Raw genomic sequence first — 25324 nt, forward strand, 5'->3', positions numbered from 1 at the left:
AGCTGCACCATGCGAATCCTGATCCTGCTCCTGGCCGCCGCGCTGACCGGCGCCCTCACCCTGTTTGCCTTCGCGCCGTACCGGCTATGGTGGCTGATGCCGCTCTGCCTCGCCGCGCTGATCGAGCTGACCCAGCGCGAGCCCAGACGCGCGTTCTGGATTGGCTATGCCTGGGGTCTGGGCGCCTACGTCAGCAACTTCCGCTGGATCTACTCCAGCCTGCACGACATCGCCGGCCTGCCGGCCTGGATCGCTGCGCCGCTGGTGCTGTTGCTGCCGGCCTATCTGGCGCTGTATCCGGGCCTGGCCACCTGGATCGCCTGCCGCATCGATCCGCGTCCCGGCCTGCGCTGGCTGCTGGCCTTCCCCGCCGCCTGGGAAATGGGGGAATGGCTGCGCGGCTGGGTGATGACCGGCTTCCCCTGGGCCGCCGCCGGCTATTCGCAGATCACAGAAAGCCCGCTGGCCGGCTACGCGCCGGTCGGCGGCATCCACCTGGTCAGCTATCTGGTGGCCCTGTCGGCCGGCGCGCTGGTCATGCTGGCCCGCGCCGGCATGCGGCAGCGGCTGGCCATCGCGCTCGCCGCGGCGCTGGTCTGGGGCAGCGGCTTCTGGCTACGCGACATCGAGTGGACCGCGCCGCTCGGCAAGCCGATCAGCGTGGCGCTGGGCCAGGGCAATATCGCCCAGGAGATGAAGTGGTCGCCGGAAAACCTGGAAAACTCGCTGCTGACCTATTACCGCCAGGTGGCGATGACCCGCGCCGACCTGATGATATTGCCGGAAACCGCGCTGCCGCTGTTCCTGGACGACCTGCCGTCCGGTTATCTATCGATGATGCGCGGCGAGGCGTCGCGCTCCGGCATGGCGCTGGCCAGCGGCGTGCCGCGCCGCACCAACGACGGCCGCGGCTATCTGAACGCGGTGGTCGCGCTGTCCGACCCCAAGATGCCGTACTACGCCAAGGACCATCTGGTGCCCTTCGGCGAATTCGTGCCGCTGCCCGGCCTGATAGGCTGGATCTACCAGCATATGGACATGCCGCTGTCCGGCTTCAGCCGCGGCGGCGCCGAGCAGCCGCCGCTGACGCTGGGCGCCCACAAGGTGGCGTTCAACGTCTGCTACGAGGATAGCTTCGGCGAGGAGTTGATCGGCCCGGCGGCGCGGGCCGACATGCTGGCCAATGTCAGCAATCTGGCCTGGTTCGGCAAGAGCGAGGCGATGAGCCAGCACCTGCAGCTGTCGCAGGCGCGCGCGCTGGAAACCGGCCGCTACGTGCTGCGCGCCACCAATACCGGCATGACCGCCATCATCCGTCCGGACGGCGAAATCTCGGCGGTCGCCGCGCCGTTCACCGCCCAGGTGCTGACCGGATTCGCCCAGGGCCGCCAGGGAATGACGCCGTATATGCGCGTCGGCAATCTGCCGGTGGTCGTCGGCTGCGCCGTCCTGCTGCTGCTGTCGCTGCTGGCCGGCTGGCGCCGCCGCGGCCGACACTAGCCGCAGCCGATGGCAAAAGGCCCGGCGCGCGCCGGGCCCCGCCTTCGGCGAAAACCGCCGATTACGCCCGCACCGAGAAACGCGACACCAGCTGCCGCAGATTGACGGCCAACTGGTTCATATTGTCTATCGCCCTCGAGGCCGACTGCGACGCCGAGGCGTTGCTGCTGGCGCTGTGGGCGATCTGCTCGACGTGCTGGGCGATGGCCTGGCTGGCCGCGCTCTGTTCCTGCAGCGCGTGGGAAATATCGCCGATCACGGCGACCACGCCGCTGGCGCTGTCCTGGATGCGGGCGATCTCGGAGCCGGCCTGCTCGGCCAGGTCCAAGCCGGCCTTCACCCGCTCCACCGCCTCCTCCATGCTGTGGCGGGAATGCTCGGCGCCCTGCTGCACATCCTGGATCATGCTGGCGATTTCCTGCGTCGCCTGCGCGGTGCGCTCGGACAGCTTGCGCACCTCGTCCGCCACCACGGCGAAACCGCGGCCCATCTCGCCGGCGCGCGCCGCCTCGATCGCCGCATTCAAGGCCAAGAGATTGGTCTGATCGGCGATATCGCGTATCACCTGCATGATGCTGGAAATCGTCTGGGTCTTGTCGGCCAGGCTGGTGATGATGCCCGAAGTCTGGTCGACGGCCTCGTTGATGCGGCGCATCTCGCCGACCGCCTCGGCGATCACCGCGCCGCCGTTCCTCGACAAGGTGCCGGACTCGTTGGCCAGTTGCCGCGCATCCTGCGAACGGTCGGAAATGTGGTTGACGCTGACCGTCAGCTGCTCGATGGACGCCGCCATCGCCGTGGCCGCCGCGCTCTGCTGCTCCGAGCCCCGCCCCACCGCCTCGGCCTCGCCGGTCACCTCGCCGCTGACCTTGGACAGCTGTCTGGCGCCGTCGACGATATCGCGCACCAGCCGCTCCAGCTCGACCTGCATCGCGCCGACCGCCGCCATCAGGCTGTCCGTGTCGCCGGGCCGCACCGCCACCGCCTCGCCCAGCTGGCCGGCGGCGATGCGCTTGACCACCGCCACCGTCTCCTGCGGATCGGCGCCCAGCTGGCCCATCACATTGCGCAATATCATGCCTCCCATTCCCAGGAGCACCAGCAGCGCCGCCGCCATCACGCCGCCCAGCCACAGCAGCTCGCGGTGGAAGGCCGCGGCAACATCGTCCAGATAGATGCCGGTGCCGACTATCCAGTGCCAGCGCGGCGTGGTGGTGACATAGGAAAGCTTGGGCTGGGGCTTGTCGAAGCCCGGCTTGCTCCACACGTATTCGCCGTAGCCGCCGCCGCCCGGAGACGAGATCGCGTCCTGGAACAACGTCTTCAGCTCGACGCCGTTCGGATCCTTGACGCCGGCCAGGTTCTTGCCGATCAGCTCCGGCTTGGCGCCGTGGGCCACATAATTCCAGTCGGAATCGTAGGCGAAGAAGTAATCGGCTTTTTCGTAGTGCATCGAACTGATCGCCTTCGACAGCGTGCGCTTGGCGTCCGCCTCGCTGATCTTGCCGTCCGCCACCAGCTTCTCGTAACTGGAGACCAGACCCACTACGCTCTGCACCAGATTGCGCACCTTGTCCTGCCTGTCCTGCAACATCAACTGGCGCTGGTTGTACACCGAGACCACGCCCAGGCCGCACACCGTCACGGCCACCAAGGCCATCAGGCCGATCAACCGGGCCTTCAGGCTCAAACCTGCCTTCGTCATTTCCCGCTCCTTCCCCAACCCGCACGTATTCGTGCTTGTTTTGATAGTCCATCCACAGAGTTATTCTAGAAACCGGCCCCCTGTCCCGCCACGCCGTTTTAAGCTCCCGGCCCGGCGGATCGCGGGCATGAAAAAGCCCGGGCAGGCCGGGCTGTTTGGATCGCCGTGATCAGACGCGGAAGCTGGAGAACAGCTGTCGCATGCTGCTGGCCGATTGCGACAGGTCGGACAGCGTGTCGCGCACCGTCTGCAAGGCGCCGTCGCTGTCGACGATGCGGCCGTTGATCTGCTCGGTGCTCTGCGCGATCAGCGTCGTGGCCTTGTGCTGCTCGCTGGTCGACAGCGTGATCTCGTTCATCTTCGCCATCACCTCCTGCATCGCCTGCTGGATCTGCTCGATGCGCTCGACCGCGCTCTGCGTCAGTTCGACGCCGCCGTCGACCGAGCTGACGGTGCGCTGCATATTGTTGACCGCCTGGCTGGTCTCCTCGCGTATCGTGCTGACCATGCCGGAAATCTCCACCGTCGCCTGTCCGGTGCGTTCGGCCAGCTTGCGCACCTCGTCGGCGACGACGGCGAAGCCGCGGCCCATCTCGCCGGCGCGCGCCGCCTCGATCGCCGCGTTCAGCGCCAACAGATTGGTCTGATCGGCGATGTCCTTGATCACATTGGTGATGCCGCTGATCTGCTGCGAACGCTGATCCAGCGAGGACAGCATGGTGGACAAGCCCTTCACCGCATCCACCGTGCTGTTCATCTCGTTGGAAATGCGCAGCATGCCGCTGGCGCTGTCGCTGGACACTTCGCCGGTATGGGTGACCAGCGTGTCCGCCTCGCGGGCCGCGTCGGCGATATGGGAGATGCTGACGGTGATCTCCTCCAGCGTCGCGGCGTTGGAGCTGGACACGTCGGCGATCTGCCGCGAGTCGTGGGCCACCTTGTCCACCGTATGCGTCACGCTCTCGACGCCGCCGGTGACGCGCTCGGCCTCCTCCTTCACCGCGATGAACATCTTCTGCAGCTGTCCGATGAAACGGTTGAAGGCGGTGGCGGTCTCGGCGATCTCGTCCTGGCCGGTCACCTGGATGCGGCGGGTCAGGTCGCCCTCGCCCTGCGAGATTTCCAGCATCGCGTTACGCAGGCGGCCCAGGCCGGCCAGCATCTTGCTCAGCATCACGCTGGCGACCGGAATCAGGATCAGCACGCACAAGGCGCCGATGCCGATCACGGTCAGCAGCAGCGTGTTCAGCGGGCCGGTCACCACCGACTCGTCGGTCACCACGCCCAGCAGCCAGTTGGTGCCTTCGACAGGCTGGACTTCGATCAACTTGCTTTCGCCCCCGATGCTGACTTCCTGCATCGTGGTATCCGTCGCCAGCTTCGTCAGGCGGTCGCCGGTCAGCTCCGGCACCTTCTCGGACAGCGGCTTCAGCGTCAGGCTGGCGTCCGGGTGGGCGATGACCTTGCCGCTCTTGTCCACCAGGAAGGCGTAGCCGTTGCCGCGCAGCTTGACCGACAACACCGTCTTGACCAGATCGTCGATGAAGATGTCGCCGCCGACGACGGCCTTCAGCCCGGTTCCGTCCTTGACCGGCGACACGAAGGTCACCACCAGCTTCTTGGTGTCGAAATCGACATAGGGGTCGGACACGCCGGGGTTGCCGCTGGCCGCCGCCTGCTGGTACCACGGCCGCGCGACCGGGTCGTAGCCCTGCGGCTGCGGCTTCATGTCGGAACGTATCATCACATGGTCGGCGGTGCCGATGTACATCATGTCGAAACCGCCGCCCTGGCTCATCCGGGCCAGGGTCTGCCTCGGGTCCGGCGTGCCGACCAGCGGATTGCCCGCGATCACCACGCCGACCTTGCTCTTGTACCAACTGCTCACCAGGGCCGAATAGCCCTTGGAGGTCCCACCCAATTCGTTGTCGACGCCCCGGACGATTTCATTCCGCATCTGGCCATAGACCAGCACGGTAATCACCATGCCCAGCAAGACCAGCAGCAGGGCAATAAAAGCAATCAGCTTGACACGCAAAGAGCGCATTCTCGTTCTCCTCATCCCCAATCACATGCGACGCCATCACAGCCGAAAGCGCGCTGTGTCAGGCACTGTTATCATGTATGTCACTACATCCGGTTTAGTCCGTATCGCCACAAAGCTCAACGGACAATTCCGTTTTGCTTCAACTATCTTCCAGGCATAAGCGATCAGGATTTGATCGCCGTCACGCCATCCCCAAGCGGACATCCGAACAATCGGACAATATGCTGCCGACACAACAATTTAAATTGCCCCCCGAATATATGCAATGGCGCACTTACAAATTCCATCGGAATCTAATCGCGATTTTGGTTAACGATGGTGTCGCGGCGCGCCTTCCCGCGCTGTTCCCGCCGCCGGGCCGGTGTTAGCATTCTGCAGACTCATCCTCCACGGAGTGCGCAATGCAGTTGACCGCGATGTTCGTCCATCCGCTGAAATCCGCCCGCGGCATAGCTTTCGACCGCGCCTACGCCGGCCCGCTCGGGCTGCTGCACGACCGCGAATGGCTGCTGGCGACGCCGGACGGCAATCAGATCACCGCGCGCAGCCACCCCCAGCTGCTCAGGGTCGCCGTCGAACTGCTGCCCGGAGGCATGCTGCTGCGCTATCCCGGCAAGCCGCCGATCTGCGCGCTGGCGACCGCGTTCACGCGCCCCCACCCGGCCCAGGTCTGGAAAGACAGCTTCGAGGCCTGGCACGGCGACGAGAGGCTGGACGCCTGGTTCGCCGACATCGTCGGCGGCGACTGCCGGCTGCTGTGGCTGGGCGCCCGCTCCCGGCGCGTCTTCAAGCACGGGGAGGACGGCATGAGCTTCGCCGACGGCTATCCCTTCCTGCTGGTCAACCAGGCCTCGCTGGACGACTTGAACCGCCAGCTGGAGCAGCCGGTCGCGCTGCGCAACTTCCGTCCGAATCTGGTGGTCGCCGGCGACTACCCGTGGATGGAGGACGAATGGAAGGCGATCCGCATCGGCGACATCGAATTCGAGGTGATGAAGCCGTGCACCCGCTGCGTGCTGACCACCGTCGATCCGGATCTGGGCGAGAAACGCGCCGACGGCGAGCCGCTGCGCACCCTGGTGCGCACCCGCCGGCTGGACGACGGCGTCTGCTTCGGCGTCAATCTGCGCGCCCGCAACGCCGGCGTGCTGACGCTCGGCGCGCCGCTCGAGGTGCTGGAGGAGCGCTACAGCTTCTAGACTGGGCCTCGCCGCCGTGCTTACAATCGCTGAATGAATCTGCAAGCACTCATTGAAGATATCCGGCAGCAGGTACTGCCGTTCTACGACCAGGGGCGGGTCGCCGATTACATCCCGGCGCTGGCGGCGGTGCCGCCGCGCCAATTCGGCTTCGCCATCGCCGCGCTCGACGGCGGCGAATACGCCTGCGGCGACGCCGACACGCCTTTCTCCATCCAGAGCATCAGCAAGGCCTTCATGCTGGCCTTGACGCTGCAAGCCGACGGCGAGGAGTTGTGGCGCCACGTCGGCAAGGAACCGTCCGGCAATCCGTTCAACTCCCTGGTACAGCTCGAATACGAGCACGGCATCCCGCGCAATCCCTTCATCAACGCTGGCGCCCTGGCCGTCACCGACCGCGCGATCGGCCATTTCGGCGACGCCCACGCGCGGCTGCTCGCCTGGCTGCGCGACGAGGCCGGCAATCCGGGCCTGAGCGCCGACGCGGCCATCGCCGCGTCCGAACGCGAGCACGGCGACCGCAACGCGGCGCTGGCCCACTTCATGAAGAGCTACGGCAATCTCGACCAGCCGGTGGCGACGGTGCTCGGCCAGTACTTCGACAACTGCAGCATCGCGATGAGCTGCCGCGAGCTGGCGCGCGCCGGCCTGTTCCTGGCCAATCACGGCCTGTCGCCGCAGACCTCCAGACAGTACCTGACGCGCAGCCAGGCCAAACAGGTGAATGCCGTCATGCTGACCTGCGGCACCTACGACGCCGCCGGCGAATTCGCCTACCGCGTCGGCCTGCCGGTGAAGAGCGGCGTCGGCGGCGGGCTGCTGGCGGTGATACCCGGCAAGATGAGCATCGCGGTATGGAGCCCTCAGCTCGATACCCGCGGCAACTCGGTACTGGGCCTGGAAGCCTTGGACCGCTTCACCACTCGCACCGGCTTGTCGATCTTCTGAGCGCGGCAAAGCCGGGCCCGCTGACGCCGGCCCGGCTTTTTCCGACATGAAAAAAGCCAGCTCCTGGGAGCTGGCTTTTTCTTTCAACTTCGTCGATTACTCGGCGGAGTCGTCTTCAACTGCAACGGCATCTTCCGGACGGTCCACCAGCTCCACCAGAGCCATCGGGGCGTTGTCGCCCTTGCGGAAACCGTACTTCAGGATGCGCACGTAACCGCCATTGCGGGTAGCGTAGCGCGCGCCGAGCACGTCGAAGAGTTTAACCACGATATCGCGGTCACGGGTGCGGTCGAACGCCAGACGACGGTTGGCGAGAGACGGCTTTTTGCCGAGCGTGATGAGCGGCTCGGCCACACGACGCAGTTCCTTGGCCTTCGGCAGCGTGGTCACGATAGCTTCGTGCTTCAGCAGCGAGTTGGCCATGTTACGCAGCATCGCCAGACGATGGCTGGTCGTGCGGTTCAGTTTACGATTACTGTAACGATGACGCATTGTTAATGTCCTTTAGTCTCAAACTTACGGCTTTTCCAGACCAGCCGGAGGCCAGTTCTCGAGCTTCATGCCGAGAGTCAGGCCCTTGGAAGCGAGAACTTCCTTGATCTCGTTCAGCGACTTGCGGCCGAGGTTCGGAGTCTTCAGAAGCTCGGTTTCGGTACGCTGGATCAGATCGCCGATGTAATAAATGTTCTCTGCTTTCAGGCAGTTGGCCGAACGAACCGTCAGTTCAAGATCGTCTACCGGACGCAGCAGGATCGGATCGATCGGCGGCGCCTTTTCAACGACTTCTTCAACCGCTGTGCCCTGGAGGTCGGCAAAGATCGACAGCTGATCCATCAGGATGCGGGCCGCGTTGCGCACGGCCTGCTCCGGCTCGATCACGCCGTTGGTCTCGATATCGAGCACCAGGCGGTCGAGGTCGGTACGCTGTTCCACACGGGCGCTTTCCACAGCGAAGCTCACGCGGCGAACCGGCGAGAAGGAAGCGTCCAGTTGGATGGTACCGATGGAACGGTTGTCGTCATGGCTGGAGCGAGTGGACACCGGCTGATAGCCGCGGCCCTTCTCGATCTTGACCTCCATGTCGATCTTGCCGCCGGAGGAGAGGTGACAAATCACGTGTTCCGGATTGATCACTTCCACATCATGCGGCAGCTCGATATCGCTAGCCAAGACAGCGCCCTCGCCATCCTTTTTCAAGGTCAGCACGACACTGTCGCGACCATGCAGCTTAAGCACTACGCCCTTGAGGTTGAGGAGGATGTCGACGACATCCTCGCGCACGCCATCAAGCGCGGAATACTCATGCAAAACGCCAGCGATAGTCACTTCGGTCGGAGCGTAGCCCGGCATCGACGACAGCAGAATGCGACGCAGCGAATTGCCCAGGGTATGGGCGTAGCCGCGCTCGAACGGCTCCATCGACACGCGAGCGTGAGTGGCGGAAACCGGCTGTACGTCGATCAGACGAGGTTTCAGAAATTCCGAAGCGCTGTTTTGCATAGTCATTCCCTAAGAGCTAGCGATTACTTGGAGTAGAATTCCACAACGAGTTGTTCGTTGATATCGCTAGACAGTTCGGAACGTTCCGGAGCGGATTTGAAAGTGCCTTCCATCTTCTTGGAGTCAACCAGGACCCAAGACGGGAAGCCGCCTTGCTCGGCCAGCGCCAGACCTTCGACGATACGAGCCTGCTTCTTGGCCTTCTCGCGGACGGACACTACGTCACCGGCTTTAACCTGGTAGGACGGAATGTTCACAACCTGGCCGTTCACAACGATAGCCTTGTGGCTCACCAGCTGGCGCGCTTCGGCGCGAGTGGAGCCAAAGCCCATGCGATATACAACATTGTCCAGGCGGGACTCAAGCAGCTTCAGCAGGTTTTCACCCGTGGAGCCCTTGCGACGCACAGCTTCCGCAAAGTAGTTGCGGAACTGACGCTCGAGTACGCCGTAGATGCGGCGGATTTTCTGCTTTTCACGCAGCTGGACGCCGTAGTCAGACAGGCGGCCGCGACGGGCGCCATGCTGGCCAGGAGCAGCATCCAGTTTGCATTTGGAATCCAGTGCACGACGCGCGCTCTTCAGGAAAAGGTCGGTGCCTTCACGACGAGCGAGCTTGCACTTCGGGCCAATATAACGTGCCATGTTCTCACACTCTCCGAATTAGATACGACGTTTTTTGGGCGGACGGCAACCGTTGTGCGGTACCGGCGTCACGTCGGAGATGCTGGTGATCTTGAAACCCAGCGAGTTGAGTGCGCGAACAGCGGATTCACGACCCGGGCCCGGGCCTTTGATACGAACTTCGAGGTTCTTCACACCATATTCTTGGGCAACTTTACCAGCGTGCTCTGCAGCTACCTGAGCGGCAAAGGGTGTACTCTTGCGCGAGCCCTTAAAACCAGCGCCGCCAGAGGTAGCCCAAGACAGTGCATTGCCTTGACGGTCGGTGATAGTGATGATGGTGTTGTTGAACGAAGCGTGCACGTGCACGATACCTTCGCTAACAGACTTGCGCACTTTTTTACGTACACGGACAGCTGTGTTTGCTTTAGCCATTATCTGTGTTCCTTAGTTTACTTCTTGCCGGCGATCGCCTTGCGCGGACCCTTGCGGGTACGAGCATTGGTGCGAGTGCGCTGACCGCGGCACGGCAGGCCACGACGATGGCGGAAGCCGCGGTAGCAGCCCATGTCCATCAAACGCTTGATGCTCATGGTGATTTCGCGACGCAGGTCACCTTCAACGGTGAACTTCGCAACTTGATCACGCAGAGCTTCCATTTCAGCTTCAGTCAGGTCCTTCACCTTGGTGGAGGGACTCACGCTGGCTGCAGCACAGATTTGCTGCGCGCGAGTCTGACCGACGCCGAAAATTGCCTGCAGGCCGATAACGGCATGCGCATGATTGGGGATGTTTACCCCTGCAATACGGGCCATACTCTTTCCTTAAGCCTTAAGACCTTGAAAAGTTTGCGATTGTATCACGCAAATCCTGGTCTAACAAATGTTAGCCTTGTTTTTGCTTGTGACGCGGCTCGGTGCAGATCACGCGAACCACGCCCTTGCGGCGAATAAGTTTGCAATTGCGGCAAATTGGCTTTACCGAGGGCTTTACTACCATGGTCAAATCCTTTCAAATCCCAAAACAACAAATGCGTTACTTCGCACGGAACACAATGCGCGCACGGGACAGATCGTATGGAGTCAACTCCACAGTCACCTTGTCGCCGGGCAGGATGCGGATGTAGTGCATCCGCATCTTCCCGGAGATATGCCCCAGTACCACATGTCCATTTTCGAGCTTGATCCGGAAAGTCGCGCTGGGCAAATTTTCCAGGATCTCGCCTTGCATCTGGATAGTGTCTTCCTTAGCCATATAACCCAGTGTCAGCTCGTGTGTCAGCGGGTGAGGGCGTTGCCTTTGAAGTTGGCCTTCTTCAGCAAGCTCTCGTACTGATGCGACAGCACGTAGGACTGCACCTGCGCCATGAAGTCCATCGTCACCACCACGATGATCAGCAGCGACGTACCGCCGAAGTAGAACGGCACGTTCCACTTCAGGATCAGGAACTCCGGCAGCAGACAGACCAGCGTGATGTAGATCGCACCGATCAGCGTCAGCCGCAGGATGATCTTCTCGATGTAACGAGAAGTCTGCTCACCTGGACGGATGCCCGGGATGAACGCCCCGCTCTTCTTCAGATTGTCCGCCGTCTCCTTCGGGTTGAAGACCAACGCCGTGTAGAAGTAGCAGAAGAAGATGATCGCCGCCGCGTACAGCAGCACATAGATCGGCTGGCCCGGGTGCAGCTTGTCAGCCACGCCCTTCAGCCACGACATGTGCTCGCCCTGACCGAACCAGCCGAGAACGGTGGCCGGGAACAGGATGATGCTGGAGGCGAAGATCGGGGGAATCACCCCCGCCATGTTGAGCTTGAGCGGCAAATGCGTGCTCTGGCCCTGCATGACGCGGTTGCCGACCTGACGCTTCGCGTAGTTCACCAGGACCTTACGCTGGCCACGCTCTGCGTAGACCACCAGGAAAGTCACCAGGATCACCCCGACAAACAACAGGATGGCAAACAAAATGGGCAAAGAGCCCTGACTGGTCAGAGTCAGGGTCTTACCGATCGCAGCCGGAACACCCGCGGCGATACCCGCGCAGATGATCAGCGAGATACCGTTGCCGATACCGCGCTCGGTGATCTGTTCACCCAACCACATCAGGAACATGGTCCCGGTGACCAGAGACACCACGGTCGTCAGGTAAAACTCCCACTGAGCAGTCATCACCAGGTTAGGCTGCTTGTACAACATCACCGCGATGCCGAAACTTTGGAAAGTCGCGAGCCCCACGGTGGCGTAACGCGTGTACTGGGTTATCTTGCGACGTCCCGCATCGCCTTCCTTCTTCAACTGCTTCAGGCTGGGGAGAACCTCGGCCGCAAGCTGCAGAATGATGGAAGCCGAGATGTACGGCATGATGCCCAGGGCAAATACCGTAAACCTCGAGAGGGCACCGCCCGAGAACATGTTGAACATGTCGAGCAGGCCCGTCTGCGATGTGTGGAACAACTTCGCTAGTTCGGCAGGGTTGATACCCGGGACCGGAATATGGGCGCCGATACGATAAACGATCAGCGCGCCGATCAGGAACCAGATTCTACGCTTCAGATCACCAAACTTATTGGCATTGGCCACTAGAGAAGTATTCGCCACAAATTTATGCCTTATTCAATGCTGCCGCCGGCAGCCTCGATGGCAGCGCGGGCGCCAGCGGTAACGCTGATACCACGCAGTTTGACCGCGCGCTCAACCTTACCGGACAGGACCACCTTGGCAACTTGTGCCTGGGCAGCAACCAGACCGGCTTGCTTGAGAGCCAGCAGATCGATTTCGTCGACCGGCAGCAGGTTCAGTTCGGACAGGCGAACTTCGCATACGAAGCGAGCCGTCAGAGACTTGAAGCCACGCTTCGGCAGGCGACGTTGCAGCGGCATTTGACCGCCTTCGAAGCCTACCTTGTGGAAGCCACCTGCGCGGCTCTTCTGACCCTTGTGGCCGCGGCCGCAAGTCTTGCCCAGGCCGGAACCGATGCCACGGCCGACACGGCGCTTGGCATGCTTGGCGCCGTCACCCGGTTGGATGGTGTTCAGCAGCATCTCTTAGCCCTCGAATTTGAGCAGGTAGCTGATCTTGTTGATCATGCCACGGTTTTCAGGGGTATCGAGCACTTCAACGGTCTGACGGATCTTTTTCAGACCCAGACCACGGGCGCAGGCCTTGTGAGACTCCAGGCGACCGATCAGGCTCTTTACCAGAGTGACCTTGACAGTCTTGGCGTTACTCATGACCCACCCCCAGGATGTCCTCGACGCTCAGGCCACGCTTGGCGGCGATTTGCGACGGGGTGTTGATGTTGCTCAGGCCGTTCAGGGTCGCGCGCACCACGTTGTACGGGTTCGTCGAGCCGTGAATCTTGGCCGAAACATTGTGAACACCCATTGCATCAAAGATCGCGCGCATCGGGCCGCCGGCCTTCACGCCGGTACCTTCTTTGGCCGGCTGGATGAAGACGGTGGTCGCGCCGTGCTTGCCGATGACGGTATGCTGCAGCGTGCCGCCCTTCAGCGGGATCTTAACCAGGTTGTGACGGGCTTGTTCCATCGCCTTTTGAACAGCGACCGGAACTTCCTTGGAACGGCCCTTACCCATGCCGATACCGCCGTTGCCATCGCCAACCACGGTCAGGGCGGAGAAAGCCATGATACGGCCGCCCTTGACCACTTTGGTGACGCGGTTGACGCTGATCATCTTCTCGACCAGACCGTCGCCGCGATCTTCCATTTCGTGCTTAGCCATTCTTTACTCCGAATTAGAATACGAGGCCGTGTTCGCGAGCGGCGTCAGCCAGTGCCTTCATGCGACCGTGGTATTTGAAACCGGAGCGGTCGAAAGCAACTTTCTCGATGCCTGCGGCTTTTGCCTTCTCGGCAATGCGCTTGCCGATCACGGCAGCAGCTGCCACGTTGCCACCATTGGCCATCTCAGCGCGGACGTCGGCTTCCAGCGAAGAAGCGCTGGCCAGTACCTTGTTGCCGGTCTCGTCGATGATCTGGGCGTAAATGTGGCTATTGGTGCGGTACACAGTGAGACGCACCATCTTGAGCTCCGCGATCCGGGCACGGGTTTTACGTGCGCGGCGGAGTCGAGCTTGTTTCTTGTCCATGTCAGTGCCTCAGTTACTTCTTCTTGGTTTCTTTCAGAACCACAACCTCGTCGGCGTAGCGAACACCCTTGCCCTTGTAAGGCTCCGGCGAACGGTAAGCGCGAATCTCGGCTGCGATCTGGCCCACGAGCTGCTTGTCAGCGCCCTTGACCAGGATCTCGGTCTGAGTCGGGGTCTCAACTTTGATGCCAGCGGGCATCTTGTGAGCCACCGGGTGCGAGAAACCCAGAGACAGGTTCAGGGTATCGCCTTGGGCTTGGGCACGATAGCCCACGCCGACCAGCTGCAGCTTCTTCTCGAAGCCCTTCGATACGCCGTTCACCATATTGTTCAGCAGCGCGCGCAGGGTGCCGGACATGGCACGAGCGAACTTGCTGTCATTCTTGGCGGCGAAAGTCAGCTGGCCGTTGTCCAGCTTCACTTCCACGTCGTTAGACAGAGCGGTGCTCAGGGAGCCCAGGGCGCCCTTCACAGTCACGTCTGCAGCGCCGAACTTCACTTCGACGCCGGCCGGGATGATTACCGGATTCTTAGCTACGCGAGACATTTGACCCCCTTAAGCCACGACGCAGAGCAGCTCGCCACCGATACCGGTGGTGCGTGCCTTGCGATCAGTCATGATGCCTTGGGAAGTGGACAGGATCGCCACGCCCAGACCGTTCATGACCTTCGGGATTTCGGTGGAGCCCTTGTACACGCGCAGGCCAGGACGGGATACGCGCTCGATGCGCTCGATCACCGGACGGCCAGCGTAGTACTTGAGCTGGATATCGAGAACAGGCTTCTTGGCCTCGCCGGCGACGGCGAAGTCCTCGATGTAGCCTTCTTCTTTCAGCACCTGCGCCAGCGCAACCTTCAGCTTCGAGGACGGCATGGAAACTGCCACCTTGGAAGCGCGTTGGCCGTTGCGGATGCGGGTCAACATATCGGAAATAGGATCGTGCATGCTCATTTATGTGTCTCCTATTACCAGCTGGCCTTCACAACACCCGGAATCTCACCCTTCATGGCGATCTCACGCAGCTTGTTGCGACCCAAACCGAATTTACGGAATACACCACGCGGACGACCGGTGATGGCGCAGCGGTTACGCTGACGCACCGGGGAGGCGTTGCGCGGCAGTTGCTGCAGTTGCAGGCGGGCGGCGAAACGCTCTTCTTCCGAGAGGTTCTGGTTGTTGATGGTGGCGATCAGGGCCTCACGCTTGGCGGAAAACTTTTCAGCCAGCTTGACGCGCTTCTCTTCACGGTTAATCAGTGCAAGTCGTGCCATGTGCTTAACCCTTGAACGGGAACTTGAACGCGGCCAGCAGTGCGCGGGCCTCTTCGTCAGTCTTCGCCGTAGTGGTGACAGTGATGTTCATACCACGCAGAGCATCGATCTTGTCGTACTCGATTTCCGGGAAGATGATCTGTTCTTTGACGCCCATGTTGTAGTTGCCGCGGCCATCGAAGGACTTGGCAGACACACCACGGAAGTCGCGAACGCGCGGCAGCGCGATGGTCACCAGGCGGTCCAGGAACTCGTACATGCGTTCGCGACGCAGAGTTACCTTGCAACCTACCGGGTAGTGATCGCGGATCTTGAAGCCGGCGATGGACTTGCGAGCGGTGGTGACAACCGGCTTCTGGCCGGCGATCTTTTCCAGGTCGCCCACGGCGAATTCCATTACCTTTTTATCGGCAACGGCTTCGCCCACGCCCATGTTCACGGTGATCTTCTCGATACGCGGAACTTGCATGATCGACTTGTAGCCGAACTGTTTCATCAGTTCCGGCACTACGCTGTCTTTGTAGAAATCGTAGAGACGTGCCATGTTTGCTCCTTAGGCGCCGATAACTTCGCCGCTGGACTTGAACACGCGCACCTTGCGGCCGTCTTCAAGAACCTTGAAGCCCACGCGGTCAGCCTTTTGGCTTGCCGGATTGAAAATCGCGACGTTCGAGGCGTCCACAGGCATGGTTTTTTCAACGATGCCGCCGGCCACGCCACGTACCGGATTCGGTTTCTGGTGCTTCTTGGCGACATTGACGCCTTCGACGACCAGTTTCTCGTCCAGAACACGCAGGACAGTGCCGCGCTTACCCTTGTCTTTGCCGGTGATTACTACGACTTCATCACCCTTGCGAATCTTGCGCATGTGACCTCCTTACAGAACTTCAGGAGCCAGCGAAACGATCTTCATGAAGCGTTCGGTACGCAGTTCACGCGTAACGGGCCCGAAGATACGAGTGCCGATCGGCTCAAGCTTGTTGTTGAGCAGAACGGCAGCGTTGCTGTCAAACTTGATCAAAGAGCCATCGGGACGGCGCACGCCTTTGGCAGTGCGTACCACGACCGCATTGTAGACGTCGCCTTTTTTGACGCGACCACGCGGAGCGGCATCCTTGATGCTCACCTTGATGATGTCACCTACGCTAGCATAGCGACGCTTGGAGCCACCCAGCACTTTGATGCACATAACGTGACGCGCACCAGTGTTGTCAGCGACCTCAAGCATGGTCTGCATTTGGATCATTTGATGATTACCTTTCTAATCCAACTTTATCCGTCACTTTCACCTGCCGGTTTCTCGCATAAGAGCAAGACCAAACAGACGAAACGCCACAGACGACCTGTGGCGTGTCAAACGGCCAGTTTTGGACCCCGTAAGGGCGGAACTCCTGCATGGAAGATGCAGGAGATGGCCATTATACAGAGGACCGAAGCCCTCTGCAAGCTTTACACCTGGCGAGATTTCTCAACCAGGCCAGTTACCACCCACGACTTGGTCTTCGAGAGCGGGCGGGACTCACTGATGATCACCAGATCGCCTGCCTTGAACTCGTTGTTTTCGTCGTGCGCGTGGAACTTCTTCGAGCGACGGATAATCTTGCCGTAGATCGGGTGCTTAACCTTGCGCTCGACCAGAACGGTTACAGTCTTATCCATCTTGTCGCTGACCACAACGCCGGTCAGCGTACGTACTACCTTGGTTTCGCTCATCTTAAACTGCCTTTTCTTTCAGAACGGTACGGACGCGAGCGATATCGCGGCGCACTTTCTTCAGTTCAGAGGTCTTGGCGAGTTGCTGAGTAGCGTGCTGCATGCGCAGCGCAAACTGGGCCTTCAGCAGGCTCAGCAGTTCCGCCTTCAGCTCGTCAACAGTTTTGGCTTTCAGTTCGGACGCTTTCATTACTGACCTACCTGTTTGGTTACGAACACAGTGGCGATCGGCAGCTTAGCTGCGGCCAGACGGAAAGCTTCGCGAGCGAGTTCCTCGGATACGCCATCCATTTCGTACAGCATCTTGCCAGGCTGGATTTCAGCCACGTAGTACTCCGGAGAGCCCTTACCCCCGCCCATACGGACTTCGGCAGGCTTGGAGGTGATCGGCTTGTCCGGGAAGATACGGATCCAGATGCGACCGCCACGCTTGATGTGACGGGTCATCGCGCGACGCGCAGCTTCAATCTGGCGCGCGGTCAGGCGACCACGACCAATAGCCTTCAGACCGAAATCGCCAAAGCTCACCTTGTTGCCACGAGTGGCGATACCGGTGTTACGGCCTTTGTGCTGTTTGCGGTACTTGAGTCTAGTTGGCTGCAGCATTGCGGGCACCCTTTCTCATTTTCTTCTCGGGAGCTGCCGGCGTAGCCACAACTTGGCCCGGCTTCAGCTCGCCTTTGTACACCCATACCTTGATGCCGATGATACCGTAGGTGGTCTTGGCTTCGGAGGTAGCGTAGTCCACGTCGGCGCGCAGGGTATGCAGCGGCACGCGGCCTTCGCGGTACCATTCGCTACGCGCGATGTCGATGCCGTTCAGGCGGCCGGACGACATGATCTTGATGCCTTCGGCACCCAGACGCATGGCGTTCTGCATGGCGCGCTTCATGGCGCGACGGAACATCACGCGCTTCTCCAGCTGGGAAGCGATGCCGTCGGCGATGATTTGCGCGTCCAGTTCCGGCTTGCGAACTTCTTCGATGTTCACGTGGACCGGAACGCCCAGGCGCTTTTGCAGTTCTTGCTTCAGAACTTCAATGTCTTCGCCCTTCTTGCCGATCACGACACCCGGACGGGCGCTGTGAATGGTGATGCGGGCGGACTTGGCCGGACGCTCGATGGTTACGCGGCCAACCGAAGCATGACCCAGACGCTTCTTCAGGAATTCGCGAACTTCGATATCCTGCTTCAGCATTTCCGGGAAGTTCTGCGAGGACGCGAACCACTTGGAAGACCAGTTTTTGTTGACGGCAAGACGGAATCCCGTCGGATGAATCTTCTGACCCATTTCTTACCCCTTAATTGCCAACGGTCAAGGAAATGTGGCAGGTCTGCTTTTCGATGCGGTTACCACGACCCTTAGCACGGGCAGTGAAACGCTTCAGACTAGCGCCCTTGTCAACGAAGATGCTGGTGACACGCAGGGTGTCGATGTCAGCGCCTTCGTTGTGCTCGGCGTTAGCGATGGCAGATTCCAGCACTTTCTTGATGATTACCGCGCCCTTCTTCGGGGAGAAGGCCAGGATATTCAGCGCCTGGGCCACGGATTGACCACGGACCAGATCGGCTACCAGACGGCACTTTTGGGCCGACAGGCGAACACTTTTCAGATTTGCAGATACTCTCATCGCTTCACCTTACTTCTTCTTCGCCTTCTTGTCGGCAGCGTGGCCTTTGAAGGTGCGAGTCAGCGAGAATTCACCCAGTTTGTGGCCGACCATGTTTTCAGAAACATAGACGGGAACGTGAGTGCGACCGTTGTGTACAGCGATGGTCAGACCAATGAAGTCCGGCAGGATGGTCGAACGACGCGACCAGGTCTTGATCGGACGCTTGTCGCTGGTTGCCCGTACCGCATCCACCTTCTTCAGGAGGTGCAGATCGACGAACGGGCCTTTTTTCTGCGAACGTGCCATTGTCAATTACCCTTTGTTGGAATAGCGACGGCGTACGATCATGTTGTCGGTACGCTTGTTGCGACGGGTACGGAAGCCCTTAGCCGGGGTGCCCCACGGGCTAACCGGTACGCGACCTTCGCCAGTGCGGCCTTCACCACCACCGTGCGGGTGGTCGATCGGGTTCATCGCCGTACCGCGAACGGTCGGACGAATACCGCGCCAACGGGTTGCGCCAGCCTTGCCCAGCTTGCGCAGGGAGTGCTCTTCGTTACCCACTTCGCCAACGGTCGCACGGCAATCGACGTGCACCAGGCGGATCTCGCCGGAGCGCAGACGCAGTTGAGCGTACACGCCTTCACGAGCCAGCAGCATTGCAGAAGCGCCAGCGGAACGAACCATCTGAGCGCCCTTGCCGGGTTGCATTTCCACGCAGTGGATAGTGGTACCCACCGGGATGTTGCGGATCGGCAGAGCGTTACCGGCCTTGATCGGAGCCTCGGAACCGGACAGCAGCACGGCGCCAACCTTCACGCCACGCGGGGCGATGATGTAGCGACGTTCGCCGTCGGCGTAGCACAACAGGGCGATGTGAGCGGTGCGGTTCGGATCGTATTCGATGCGTTCCACTTTCGCCGGGATGCCATCCTTGTTGCGACGGAAGTCGATCAGACGGTAGTGCTTCTTGTGGCCACCACCGCGATGACGCGTGGTGATGTGGCCATTGTGGTTACGGCCACCGGTCGAGTTCTTCTTCTCAACCAGGGCAGCGTGCGGAGCGCCTTTGTGCAGGTCAGGGTTTACTACCTTGACGACGGCACGACGGCCCGCGGAAGTCGGTTTTACCTTAACGATAGGCATGCTCTATCTCCTTACTCCGCCGCGGCCGGGGTAGCGGTCAGATCGATTTCTTGACCTTCGACCAGGCTAACGTAGGCCTTCTTCCAGTCACTGCGACGACCGATGCTACGGCCGAAACGCTTAACCTTGCCCTTGACGTTCACAGTGGACACGCCATCAACTTTGACGTTGAACAGCATTTCCACGGCAGCCTTGATTTCCGGCTTGGTCGCGTCCTTGGCAACGCGGAACGCCATTTGCTGGTTCTTCTCAGCAATCATGGTGCTCTTTTCGGAAACAATAGGAGCAAGGATTACTTGCAACAGACGTTCTTGGTTCATGCCCACTGCTCCTCCAGTTGCTTCACGGCGTCGCGGGTGATCACGGTCTTCTTGAAGCGCAGCAGGCTGTACGGATCAGCTTGTTGAGCTTCGATAACCAGCACGTTCGGCAGGTTACGCGAAGAGAGATAGAGGTTCTCGCTCAGTTCACCGGTGATGAACAGGGCTTGTTCCAGACCCATCGGCTGAACGGTGCCAACGAATTCCTTGGTCTTCGGGCTGTTGATCGACAGCTCGTCAACCACGATCAGACGCTCGTCACGCACCAGTTGGGACAGGATGGCGGCCATACCGGCGCGGAACATCTTGCGGTTAACCTTCTGGGTGAAGTTCTCGTCCGGCTTGTTCGGGAAGGCACGGCCACCACCACGACGGTTCGGGGTGGAAGTCATACCGGCACGAGCGTTACCAGTGCCCTTCTGACGGAACGGCTTCTTGGTCGAGTGCTTCACTTCGGCACGAGTCAGCTGGGCGCGGTTGCCGCTACGAGCGTTCGCCAGGAACGCGGTAACAACCTGGTGCACCAGAGCTTCGTTGTAGTCGCGGCCGAACAGAGCGTCGGACACTTGCAGGCTACCAACAGCCTTGCCTTGGGTATTGATTACATTCAATTCCATCACGCACCCGCTTTCACGCTAGGACGCACAACGACGTCGCCGTTCTTGGCACCCGGGACTGCGCCCTTGACCAGGATCAGCTGACGCTCGGCGTCGATACGAACGATCTCGAGGCACTGAACCGTGCTCTTGACGTTACCGTACTGACCAGCCATGCGCTTACCCGGGAAAACGCGACCCGGATCCTGCGCCTGACCGATGGAACCCGGCGTATTGTGCGAACGCGAGTTACCATGCGAAGCACGGTTGGAAGAGAAGTTGTGACGCTTGATCACACCGGAGAAGCCCTTACCCTTGGAGGTACCGGTGATGTCCACCAGCTGACCAACGGAGAAGGTTTCAACAGCGACGGCATCGCCCAGCTTGAAGTTGGCGACAGCTTCGGCCGACAGAGCGAACTCCACCAGAACCTCACCTGCTTCAACGCCAGCCTTGGCGAAGTGGCCAGCTGCAGCCTTGTTGACACGATTGGCCTTCTTGGAGCCAAAAGTCACCTGAACGGCATTGTAGCCGTCGGTTTCTGCAGTTTTGATTTGCGTGACGCGGTTAGCGGACATGTCCAGCACAGTTACCGGGATGGTTGCGCCATCTTCGGCAAAAATGCGGGTCATGCCGACTTTGCGACCGACAAGACCTAAACTCATGTTTATTTCCTTTTTCAGGCGCCGATTGCGATTGACCGGCATAAAAAACACGACATAAAAAACAAAAGCGAACTCGCCAAAATGGCGAGTCCGCTAATGTATCACAGAAAATTCAAGCATCGCAAGCACTTAGCTCGCGACACTCGTCTCCTCAGCGATTATTGCAGCTTGATTTCCACATCCACACCGGCCGGCAGGTCGAGCTTCATCAGCGCGTCGACGGTCTTGTCGGTCGGGTCTACGATGTCCATCAGACGCAGGTGAGTGCGGATTTCCAGCTGGTCGCGGGAAGTCTTGTTCACGTGCGGGGAACGCAGAACGTTGAAACGCTCGATCTTGGTCGGCAGCGGAACCGGGCCCTTGACGACGGCGCCGGTACGCTTGGCGGTTTCAACGATTTCCTGAGCGGAACGGTCGATCAGGTTGTAATCGAACGCCTTCAGGCGGATGCGGATCTTTTGGCTAGACATGAGAAATCTCCGCTTCCGTTACTTGATGATCTTGGCAACGACGCCGGCGCCGACGGTACGGCCGCCTTCGCGGATAGCGAAGCGCAGACCTTCTTCCATCGCGATCGGAGCGATCAGGGCAACGGTGATTTCAACGTTGTCGCCCGGCATTACCATTTCCACGCCTTCGGCCAGCGTGATCGCGCCGGTCACGTCGGTCGTACGGAAGTAGAACTGCGGACGGTAGTTCGCGAAGAACGGGGTGTGACGGCCACCTTCGTCCTTGGACAGAACGTATACGGATGCAGCGAAGTCGGTGTGCGGGGTGATCGAACCCGGCTTCGACAGAACCTGGCCACGCTCCACGTCTTCACGCTTGGTGCCGCGCAGCAGCACGCCAACGTTGTCGCCGGCTTGACCTTGGTCCAGCAGCTTGCGGAACATTTCCACGCCGGTGCAGGTGGTCTTCACGGTAGCCTTCAGGCCCACGATTTCCAGCTCTTCGCCGACCTTCACGATGCCGCGCTCAACGCGACCGGTCACCACGGTGCCACGGCCCGAGATCGAGAACACGTCTTCGATCGGCAGCAGGAACGGCTTGTCGATGGCGCGTTCCGGCGTCGGGATGTAGCTGTCCAGCGCGTCGGCCAGACGGAAGATCGACGGTTCGCCCATTTCGGACTGGTCGCCTTCCAGCGCCAGACGAGCGGAGCCGGTCACGATCGGGGTGTCGTCGCCCGGGAAGTCGTAGGAAGACAGCAGATCGCGCACTTCCATTTCCACCAGTTCCAGCAGCTCGGCGTCGTCAACCAGGTCAGCCTTGTTCAGGTAGACGATGATGTACGGAACGCCAACCTGACGGGACAGCAGGATGTGTTCGCGGGTTTGCGGCATCGGACCGTCAGCGGCCGAGCACACCAGGATCGCGCCGTCCATCTGAGCCGCGCCGGTGATCATGTTCTTCACATAGTCGGCGTGACCCGGGCAGTCTACGTGAGCGTAGTGGCGGGATTCGGTTTCGTATTCAACGTGCGCGGTATTGATGGTGATACCGCGGGCCTTTTCTTCCGGCGCGCTGTCGATCTGGGAGTAGTCCTTGGCTTCGCCACCGAACTTCTTCGACAGAATGGTGGTGATAGCGGCGGTCAGGGTGGTCTTACCGTGGTCCACGTGACCGATGGTGCCTACGTTTACGTGCGGTTTGGTCCGCTCAAACTTTTCTTTTGCCATTTTGCAAAAATCCTTAATTAAAGAACATTAGATCGGGGCGGCCGGACTCGTTGAAGAGACCGGCCAGCCCAGCGCGCATTACTTCTTGGCGGCCATTACGGCTTCGGCGACGTGCTTCGGAGCCTCGGAGTAGTGCTTGAACTCCATCGAGTAGGTCGCACGACCCTGAGTAGCCGAACGCAGGTCGGTCGAGTAACCGAACATCTCGGCCAGCGGTACTTCGGCCTTGATCTTCTTGCCACCCAGGCCGTCGTCGTCCATACCTTGGACCATGCCGCGGCGACGGTTCAGGTCGCCCATCACATCGCCCATGTACTCTTCCGGCGTTTCCACTTCCACGGCCATCATCGGCTCGAGGATGCACGGACCGGCGCGGCGCATGGCTTCCTTGAATGCCAGCGAACCTGCCAGTTCGAACGCGATCTGCGAGGAGTCGACGTCGTGGTAGGAACCGAAGGTCAGGCGCACGGTCACGTCCACCACCGGGAAGCCGGCCAGGATGCCGTTGCCCAGGGTGTTCTGGATACCCTTATCCACCGACGGGATGAATTCGCGCGGAATCACGCCGCCCTTGATCTCGTCGAAGAACTTGTAGCCGTTGCCTTCGCCGGACGGTTCCAGCGTGATCACGGCGTGGCCGTACTGACCCTTACCACCGGACTGTTTGACGTGCTTGCCTTCGACGTCGGTAACGGTCTTGGTGATGGTTTCGCGGTAGGCCACTTGCGGCGCGCCGACGTTGGCTTCAACGCCGAATTCGCGCTTCATGCGGTCAACCAGGATTTCCAGGTGCAGCTCGCCCATGCCGGAGATGATGGTCTGGCCGGATTCTTCGTCGGTACGCACGCGGAACGACGGGTCTTCCTTGGCCAGGCGGTTCAGGGCAACGCCCATCTTCTCCTGGTCGGCCTTGGTCTTCGGCTCGACGGCAACGTGGATCACCGGATCCGGGAACTCCATGCGCTCCAGGATGATTTCCGCGTCAACGGCGCACAGGGTTTCACCGGTGGTGACTTCCTTCAGGCCGATGGCGGCGGCGATGTCGCCGGCGCGCACTTCGTCGATTTCCTTACGGTCGTTGGCGTGCATCTGCACGATACGGCCGATACGTTCCTTCTTGCCCTTGACCGAGTTCAGCACGGTGTCGCCGGACTTCACCACGCCGGAGTAGACGCGGAAGAAGGTCAGCTGGCCCACGTACGGGTCGTTCATCAGCTTGAACGCCAGAGCCGAGAACGGCTCGTCGTCGGAAGCGTGACGCTCGGCTTCAACGCCGTCGGTTTCGCCCTTGATCGCCGGCACTTCGGTCGGCGACGGCAGCAGTTCGATCACGGCGTCCAGCATGCGCTGAACACCCTTGTTCTTGAACGCGGAACCGCACAGCATCGGCTGGATTTCGCACTTCAGGGTACGCTCGCGCAGGCCGGCGATGATTTCTTCCTCGGACAGCGTTTCGCCGCCCAGGTACTTGTCCATCATCTCGTCGCTGACTTCGGCAGCGGCTTCGACCATCTTCTCGCGCCATTCTTCGGCCACGGAAACCAGGTCGGCCGGGATGTCGCCATATTCGAACTTCATGCCCTGAGAGGCTTCGTCCCAAATGATGGCCTTCATCTTCAGCAGATCGACAACGCCGGTGAAACCGTCTTCGGCGCCGATCGGCACCACGATGGGCACCGGATTGCCGCGCAGGCGGGTCTTCACCTGTTCCACGGCGCGGAAGAAGTTGGCGCCTTGACGGTCCATCTTGTTCACGAACGCGATACGCGGAACCTTGTACTTGTTAGCCTGACGCCATACGGTCTCAGACTGCGGCTGCACGCCGCCCACGGCGCAGTACACCATCACGGCGCCGTCCAGAACACGCATGGAACGCTCTACCTCGATGGTAAAGTCCACGTGACCCGGGGTGTCGATGATGTTGAAGCGGTGCTCCGGGAACTGCATGGCCATACCTTTCCAGAAGGTAGTGGTCGCAGCGGAGGTGATCGTGATGCCACGCTCCTGTTCCTGCTCCATCCAGTCCATGGTGGCGGCGCCATCATGCACTTCACCGATTTTGTGGTTTACACCGGTGTAAAACAGAATGCGCTCGGTAGTCGTCGTCTTACCGGCGTCGATGTGAGCGGAGATACCGATGTTACGGTAACGCTCAATGGGGGTTTTCCTTGCCACGGCTTACACCTTAATAATTGGTAAAGCTTAGAAACGGAAGTGCGAGAAGGCCTTGTTGGCTTCTGCCATGCGGTGCACTTCGTCACGCTTCTTCATAGCGCCGCCACGACCTTCGGCCGCGTCGATCAGCTCACCAGCCAGGCGCAGATCCATGGACTTTTCGCCGCGCTTGCGAGCGGCATCGCGCAGCCAGCGCATGGCCAGGGCCATACGACGGGACGGGCGGACTTCAACAGGAACTTGATAGTTTGCACCGCCTACACGGCGGCTCTTCACTTCCACCACCGGCTTGGCGTTGGACAGTGCGGTGTTGAACACTTCGATAGCGTTCTTACCGGTTTTCTTTTCGATCTGTTCCAGGGCACCATAGATGATGCGCTCTGCAACGGACTTCTTGCCGTCGATCATGACAACGTTCATGAACTTGGACAGATCTTGGGAACCGAACTTCGGATCCGGCAGAATTTCACGCTTGGGGACTTCTCTGCGACGTGGCATGTCACTTCCTTAAAATAT

The 25324-nt window shown here is 60.4% G+C and carries 37 protein-coding genes; 3 read left to right on the plus strand and 34 right to left on the minus strand.

Annotation, left to right across the window (positions count from 1 at the left end; translation table 11 throughout):
- Positions 1–9: 9 nt before the first annotated feature.
- Complete coding sequence (gene lnt, locus WNM05_RS21025) at positions 10–1500, plus strand: apolipoprotein N-acyltransferase (protein WP_434630669.1); 1491 nt, start codon at positions 10–12, stop codon at positions 1498–1500.
- 61 nt (positions 1501–1561) lie between these two features.
- Here lnt and WNM05_RS21030 read toward each other — a convergent pair whose 3' ends face one another.
- A complete protein-coding gene (locus WNM05_RS21030; RefSeq protein WP_434630672.1) occupies positions 1562–3205 on the minus strand; it encodes a methyl-accepting chemotaxis protein in 1644 nt (547 codons plus the stop codon).
- A 169-nt stretch (positions 3206–3374) separates the two neighbouring features.
- Positions 3375–5252: a methyl-accepting chemotaxis protein gene (locus tag WNM05_RS21035; RefSeq protein ID WP_434630675.1), complete on the minus strand. Its 1878-nt coding sequence runs from the start codon at positions 5250–5252 to the stop codon at positions 3375–3377.
- 401 nt (positions 5253–5653) lie between these two features.
- On the opposite strand from WNM05_RS21035, the gene WNM05_RS21040 reads away from it, so the two are divergent.
- Positions 5654–6451 (plus strand): MOSC domain-containing protein, encoded by a 798-nt coding sequence (locus tag WNM05_RS21040; RefSeq protein WP_434630678.1) that lies wholly within the window; start codon positions 5654–5656, stop codon positions 6449–6451.
- Between the two features lie 33 nt (positions 6452–6484).
- Complete coding sequence (locus tag WNM05_RS21045; RefSeq protein ID WP_434630681.1) at positions 6485–7399, plus strand: glutaminase; 915 nt, start codon at positions 6485–6487, stop codon at positions 7397–7399.
- Positions 7400–7495: 96 nt separating this feature from the next.
- Here WNM05_RS21045 and rplQ read toward each other — a convergent pair whose 3' ends face one another.
- The 32 genes from rplQ to rpsG form a co-directional block, all read right to left on the minus strand.
- Positions 7496–7891, minus strand: a complete 396-nt coding sequence (rplQ, locus tag WNM05_RS21050; RefSeq protein ID WP_434630684.1) for a 50S ribosomal protein L17 — start codon at positions 7889–7891, stop codon at positions 7496–7498.
- Positions 7892–7915: 24 nt separating this feature from the next.
- A complete protein-coding gene (locus WNM05_RS21055; protein ID WP_434630687.1) occupies positions 7916–8899 on the minus strand; it encodes a DNA-directed RNA polymerase subunit alpha in 984 nt (327 codons plus the stop codon).
- Positions 8900–8922: 23 nt separating this feature from the next.
- Positions 8923–9543, minus strand: coding sequence for a 30S ribosomal protein S4 (rpsD, locus tag WNM05_RS21060; RefSeq protein WP_114061424.1), 621 nt, complete (start codon positions 9541–9543; stop codon positions 8923–8925).
- A gap of 18 nt (positions 9544–9561) precedes the next feature.
- Positions 9562–9957 (minus strand): 30S ribosomal protein S11, encoded by a 396-nt coding sequence (rpsK, locus tag WNM05_RS21065; protein WP_011137709.1) that lies wholly within the window; start codon positions 9955–9957, stop codon positions 9562–9564.
- A 17-nt stretch (positions 9958–9974) separates the two neighbouring features.
- Positions 9975–10337 carry a 30S ribosomal protein S13 gene (rpsM, locus tag WNM05_RS21070; protein ID WP_434630693.1) on the minus strand — a complete coding sequence of 121 codons (363 nt, stop codon included), beginning with the start codon at positions 10335–10337 and terminating at the stop codon, positions 9975–9977.
- A 70-nt stretch (positions 10338–10407) separates the two neighbouring features.
- A complete protein-coding gene (gene rpmJ, locus WNM05_RS21075) occupies positions 10408–10521 on the minus strand; it encodes a 50S ribosomal protein L36 (protein WP_434630696.1) in 114 nt (37 codons plus the stop codon).
- Between the two features lie 36 nt (positions 10522–10557).
- Entirely contained in the window at positions 10558–10776 is a 219-nt protein-coding gene (gene infA, locus WNM05_RS21080; protein ID WP_434630699.1) for a translation initiation factor IF-1, read from the minus strand.
- 23 nt (positions 10777–10799) lie between these two features.
- Complete coding sequence (gene secY, locus WNM05_RS21085; RefSeq protein ID WP_434630702.1) at positions 10800–12119, minus strand: preprotein translocase subunit SecY; 1320 nt, start codon at positions 12117–12119, stop codon at positions 10800–10802.
- A gap of 11 nt (positions 12120–12130) precedes the next feature.
- On the minus strand, positions 12131–12562 hold the full coding sequence (gene rplO / locus WNM05_RS21090; protein ID WP_434630705.1) for a 50S ribosomal protein L15: 432 nt from the start codon (positions 12560–12562) through the stop codon (positions 12131–12133).
- Positions 12563–12565: 3 nt separating this feature from the next.
- Positions 12566–12751 (minus strand): 50S ribosomal protein L30, encoded by a 186-nt coding sequence (gene rpmD / locus WNM05_RS21095; RefSeq protein ID WP_011137715.1) that lies wholly within the window; start codon positions 12749–12751, stop codon positions 12566–12568.
- Entirely contained in the window at positions 12744–13262 is a 519-nt protein-coding gene (gene rpsE, locus WNM05_RS21100; RefSeq protein ID WP_434630710.1) for a 30S ribosomal protein S5, read from the minus strand. Before rpsE ends, rpmD begins: the two co-directional genes overlap by 8 nt.
- 13 nt (positions 13263–13275) lie before the next feature.
- Positions 13276–13629 (minus strand): 50S ribosomal protein L18, encoded by a 354-nt coding sequence (gene rplR, locus WNM05_RS21105; RefSeq protein ID WP_101709788.1) that lies wholly within the window; start codon positions 13627–13629, stop codon positions 13276–13278.
- Positions 13630–13642: 13 nt separating this feature from the next.
- The gene (rplF, locus tag WNM05_RS21110; protein WP_434630713.1) at positions 13643–14176 is read right to left on the minus strand and encodes a 50S ribosomal protein L6; all 534 of its coding nucleotides are present in this window, start codon (positions 14174–14176) and stop codon (positions 13643–13645) included.
- Positions 14177–14185: 9 nt separating this feature from the next.
- Complete coding sequence (rpsH, locus tag WNM05_RS21115) at positions 14186–14581, minus strand: 30S ribosomal protein S8 (RefSeq protein WP_101709790.1); 396 nt, start codon at positions 14579–14581, stop codon at positions 14186–14188.
- A gap of 14 nt (positions 14582–14595) precedes the next feature.
- Positions 14596–14901, minus strand: coding sequence for a 30S ribosomal protein S14 (gene rpsN, locus WNM05_RS21120; protein WP_434630716.1), 306 nt, complete (start codon positions 14899–14901; stop codon positions 14596–14598).
- A gap of 4 nt (positions 14902–14905) precedes the next feature.
- Positions 14906–15445 carry a 50S ribosomal protein L5 gene (rplE, locus tag WNM05_RS21125; RefSeq protein ID WP_434630719.1) on the minus strand — a complete coding sequence of 180 codons (540 nt, stop codon included), beginning with the start codon at positions 15443–15445 and terminating at the stop codon, positions 14906–14908.
- 9 nt (positions 15446–15454) lie between these two features.
- The gene (gene rplX, locus WNM05_RS21130; RefSeq protein ID WP_043579388.1) at positions 15455–15769 is read right to left on the minus strand and encodes a 50S ribosomal protein L24; all 315 of its coding nucleotides are present in this window, start codon (positions 15767–15769) and stop codon (positions 15455–15457) included.
- A 9-nt stretch (positions 15770–15778) separates the two neighbouring features.
- The gene (gene rplN / locus WNM05_RS21135; protein ID WP_043579386.1) at positions 15779–16147 is read right to left on the minus strand and encodes a 50S ribosomal protein L14; all 369 of its coding nucleotides are present in this window, start codon (positions 16145–16147) and stop codon (positions 15779–15781) included.
- 203 nt (positions 16148–16350) lie between these two features.
- Entirely contained in the window at positions 16351–16614 is a 264-nt protein-coding gene (gene rpsQ / locus WNM05_RS21140; protein WP_021478361.1) for a 30S ribosomal protein S17, read from the minus strand.
- 1 nt (position 16615) lies between these two features.
- Positions 16616–16804, minus strand: coding sequence for a 50S ribosomal protein L29 (gene rpmC, locus WNM05_RS21145; protein ID WP_011137725.1), 189 nt, complete (start codon positions 16802–16804; stop codon positions 16616–16618).
- A complete protein-coding gene (rplP, locus tag WNM05_RS21150) occupies positions 16804–17220 on the minus strand; it encodes a 50S ribosomal protein L16 (protein ID WP_011137726.1) in 417 nt (138 codons plus the stop codon). The genes rpmC and rplP overlap by 1 nt, the downstream gene beginning before the upstream one ends.
- Positions 17204–17905 carry a 30S ribosomal protein S3 gene (gene rpsC, locus WNM05_RS21155; protein WP_103317548.1) on the minus strand — a complete coding sequence of 234 codons (702 nt, stop codon included), beginning with the start codon at positions 17903–17905 and terminating at the stop codon, positions 17204–17206. The genes rplP and rpsC overlap by 17 nt, the downstream gene beginning before the upstream one ends.
- 10 nt (positions 17906–17915) lie before the next feature.
- Positions 17916–18245, minus strand: coding sequence for a 50S ribosomal protein L22 (gene rplV / locus WNM05_RS21160; protein ID WP_021478358.1), 330 nt, complete (start codon positions 18243–18245; stop codon positions 17916–17918).
- Positions 18246–18254: 9 nt separating this feature from the next.
- A complete protein-coding gene (gene rpsS, locus WNM05_RS21165) occupies positions 18255–18533 on the minus strand; it encodes a 30S ribosomal protein S19 (protein ID WP_011137729.1) in 279 nt (92 codons plus the stop codon).
- A gap of 6 nt (positions 18534–18539) precedes the next feature.
- Positions 18540–19373, minus strand: a complete 834-nt coding sequence (gene rplB, locus WNM05_RS21170; RefSeq protein ID WP_011137730.1) for a 50S ribosomal protein L2 — start codon at positions 19371–19373, stop codon at positions 18540–18542.
- An 11-nt stretch (positions 19374–19384) separates the two neighbouring features.
- On the minus strand, positions 19385–19693 hold the full coding sequence (gene rplW, locus WNM05_RS21175; protein ID WP_254299340.1) for a 50S ribosomal protein L23: 309 nt from the start codon (positions 19691–19693) through the stop codon (positions 19385–19387).
- Positions 19690–20310, minus strand: a complete 621-nt coding sequence (gene rplD, locus WNM05_RS21180) for a 50S ribosomal protein L4 (RefSeq protein WP_434630729.1) — start codon at positions 20308–20310, stop codon at positions 19690–19692. Before rplD ends, rplW begins: the two co-directional genes overlap by 4 nt.
- The gene (rplC, locus tag WNM05_RS21185; RefSeq protein ID WP_101709796.1) at positions 20310–20954 is read right to left on the minus strand and encodes a 50S ribosomal protein L3; all 645 of its coding nucleotides are present in this window, start codon (positions 20952–20954) and stop codon (positions 20310–20312) included. The genes rplD and rplC overlap by 1 nt, the downstream gene beginning before the upstream one ends.
- Before the next feature lie 158 nt (positions 20955–21112).
- Entirely contained in the window at positions 21113–21424 is a 312-nt protein-coding gene (rpsJ, locus tag WNM05_RS21190; RefSeq protein ID WP_011137734.1) for a 30S ribosomal protein S10, read from the minus strand.
- An 18-nt stretch (positions 21425–21442) separates the two neighbouring features.
- On the minus strand, positions 21443–22633 hold the full coding sequence (tuf, locus tag WNM05_RS21195) for an elongation factor Tu (RefSeq protein ID WP_434630733.1): 1191 nt from the start codon (positions 22631–22633) through the stop codon (positions 21443–21445).
- Positions 22634–22711: 78 nt separating this feature from the next.
- Entirely contained in the window at positions 22712–24808 is a 2097-nt protein-coding gene (gene fusA / locus WNM05_RS21200) for an elongation factor G (protein WP_434630736.1), read from the minus strand.
- A gap of 27 nt (positions 24809–24835) precedes the next feature.
- On the minus strand, positions 24836–25306 hold the full coding sequence (gene rpsG, locus WNM05_RS21205; RefSeq protein WP_011137737.1) for a 30S ribosomal protein S7: 471 nt from the start codon (positions 25304–25306) through the stop codon (positions 24836–24838).
- Positions 25307–25324: the final 18 nt, after the last annotated feature.

The organism is Chromobacterium sp. CV08 (assembly GCF_051129845.1).
Taxonomy (GTDB): Bacteria; Pseudomonadota; Gammaproteobacteria; order Burkholderiales; family Chromobacteriaceae; genus Chromobacterium.

Coding starts and splice junctions, on each gene's coding strand:
- WNM05_RS21040 (WP_434630678.1), top strand. CDS start 5,654: ATGCAGTTGACCGCGATGTTCGTCCATCCGCTGAAATCCGCCCGCGGC.
- rpsK (WP_011137709.1), bottom strand. CDS start 9,957: ATGGCTAAAGCAAACACAGCTGTCCGTGTACGTAAAAAAGTGCGCAAG.
- rpsG (WP_011137737.1), bottom strand. CDS start 25,306: ATGCCACGTCGCAGAGAAGTCCCCAAGCGTGAAATTCTGCCGGATCCG.
- rplE (WP_434630719.1), bottom strand. CDS start 15,445: ATGGCACGTCTCTACGATTTCTACAAAGACAGCGTAGTGCCGGAACTG.
- rplO (WP_434630705.1), bottom strand. CDS start 12,562: ATGCTGCTGAACACCATCCAACCGGGTGACGGCGCCAAGCATGCCAAG.
- rplP (WP_011137726.1), bottom strand. CDS start 17,220: ATGCTGCAGCCAACTAGACTCAAGTACCGCAAACAGCACAAAGGCCGT.
- rplQ (WP_434630684.1), bottom strand. CDS start 7,891: ATGCGTCATCGTTACAGTAATCGTAAACTGAACCGCACGACCAGCCAT.
- infA (WP_434630699.1), bottom strand. CDS start 10,776: ATGGCTAAGGAAGACACTATCCAGATGCAAGGCGAGATCCTGGAAAAT.
- rpsD (WP_114061424.1), bottom strand. CDS start 9,543: ATGGCACGTTATATTGGCCCGAAGTGCAAGCTCGCTCGTCGTGAAGGC.
- WNM05_RS21030 (WP_434630672.1), bottom strand. CDS start 3,205: ATGACGAAGGCAGGTTTGAGCCTGAAGGCCCGGTTGATCGGCCTGATG.
- WNM05_RS21035 (WP_434630675.1), bottom strand. CDS start 5,252: ATGCGCTCTTTGCGTGTCAAGCTGATTGCTTTTATTGCCCTGCTGCTG.
- rplN (WP_043579386.1), bottom strand. CDS start 16,147: ATGATCCAAATGCAGACCATGCTTGAGGTCGCTGACAACACTGGTGCG.
- rpsJ (WP_011137734.1), bottom strand. CDS start 21,424: ATGTCTAGCCAAAAGATCCGCATCCGCCTGAAGGCGTTCGATTACAAC.
- rpsN (WP_434630716.1), bottom strand. CDS start 14,901: ATGGCACGACTTGCACTGATTAACCGTGAAGAGAAGCGCGTCAAGCTG.
- rpsS (WP_011137729.1), bottom strand. CDS start 18,533: ATGGCACGTTCGCAGAAAAAAGGCCCGTTCGTCGATCTGCACCTCCTG.
- rplD (WP_434630729.1), bottom strand. CDS start 20,310: ATGGAATTGAATGTAATCAATACCCAAGGCAAGGCTGTTGGTAGCCTG.
- rplV (WP_021478358.1), bottom strand. CDS start 18,245: ATGAGAGTATCTGCAAATCTGAAAAGTGTTCGCCTGTCGGCCCAAAAG.
- rpsQ (WP_021478361.1), bottom strand. CDS start 16,614: ATGAGCGAAACCAAGGTAGTACGTACGCTGACCGGCGTTGTGGTCAGC.
- rpsH (WP_101709790.1), bottom strand. CDS start 14,581: ATGAGCATGCACGATCCTATTTCCGATATGTTGACCCGCATCCGCAAC.
- WNM05_RS21055 (WP_434630687.1), bottom strand. CDS start 8,899: ATGCAAAACAGCGCTTCGGAATTTCTGAAACCTCGTCTGATCGACGTA.
- rplW (WP_254299340.1), bottom strand. CDS start 19,693: ATGAACCAAGAACGTCTGTTGCAAGTAATCCTTGCTCCTATTGTTTCC.
- rplB (WP_011137730.1), bottom strand. CDS start 19,373: ATGCCTATCGTTAAGGTAAAACCGACTTCCGCGGGCCGTCGTGCCGTC.
- rplC (WP_101709796.1), bottom strand. CDS start 20,954: ATGAGTTTAGGTCTTGTCGGTCGCAAAGTCGGCATGACCCGCATTTTT.
- rpmC (WP_011137725.1), bottom strand. CDS start 16,804: ATGAAAGCGTCCGAACTGAAAGCCAAAACTGTTGACGAGCTGAAGGCG.
- rplF (WP_434630713.1), bottom strand. CDS start 14,176: ATGTCTCGCGTAGCTAAGAATCCGGTAATCATCCCGGCCGGCGTCGAA.
- tuf (WP_434630733.1), bottom strand. CDS start 22,633: ATGGCAAAAGAAAAGTTTGAGCGGACCAAACCGCACGTAAACGTAGGC.
- WNM05_RS21045 (WP_434630681.1), top strand. CDS start 6,485: ATGAATCTGCAAGCACTCATTGAAGATATCCGGCAGCAGGTACTGCCG.
- rplR (WP_101709788.1), bottom strand. CDS start 13,629: ATGGACAAGAAACAAGCTCGACTCCGCCGCGCACGTAAAACCCGTGCC.
- rplX (WP_043579388.1), bottom strand. CDS start 15,769: ATGCGCAAGATTCGCAAGGGTGATGAAGTCGTAGTAATCACCGGCAAA.
- rpmJ (WP_434630696.1), bottom strand. CDS start 10,521: ATGGTAGTAAAGCCCTCGGTAAAGCCAATTTGCCGCAATTGCAAACTT.
- lnt (WP_434630669.1), top strand. CDS start 10: ATGCGAATCCTGATCCTGCTCCTGGCCGCCGCGCTGACCGGCGCCCTC.
- rpsM (WP_434630693.1), bottom strand. CDS start 10,337: ATGGCCCGTATTGCAGGGGTAAACATCCCCAATCATGCGCATGCCGTT.
- rpsE (WP_434630710.1), bottom strand. CDS start 13,262: ATGGCTAAGCACGAAATGGAAGATCGCGGCGACGGTCTGGTCGAGAAG.
- rpmD (WP_011137715.1), bottom strand. CDS start 12,751: ATGAGTAACGCCAAGACTGTCAAGGTCACTCTGGTAAAGAGCCTGATC.
- rpsC (WP_103317548.1), bottom strand. CDS start 17,905: ATGGGTCAGAAGATTCATCCGACGGGATTCCGTCTTGCCGTCAACAAA.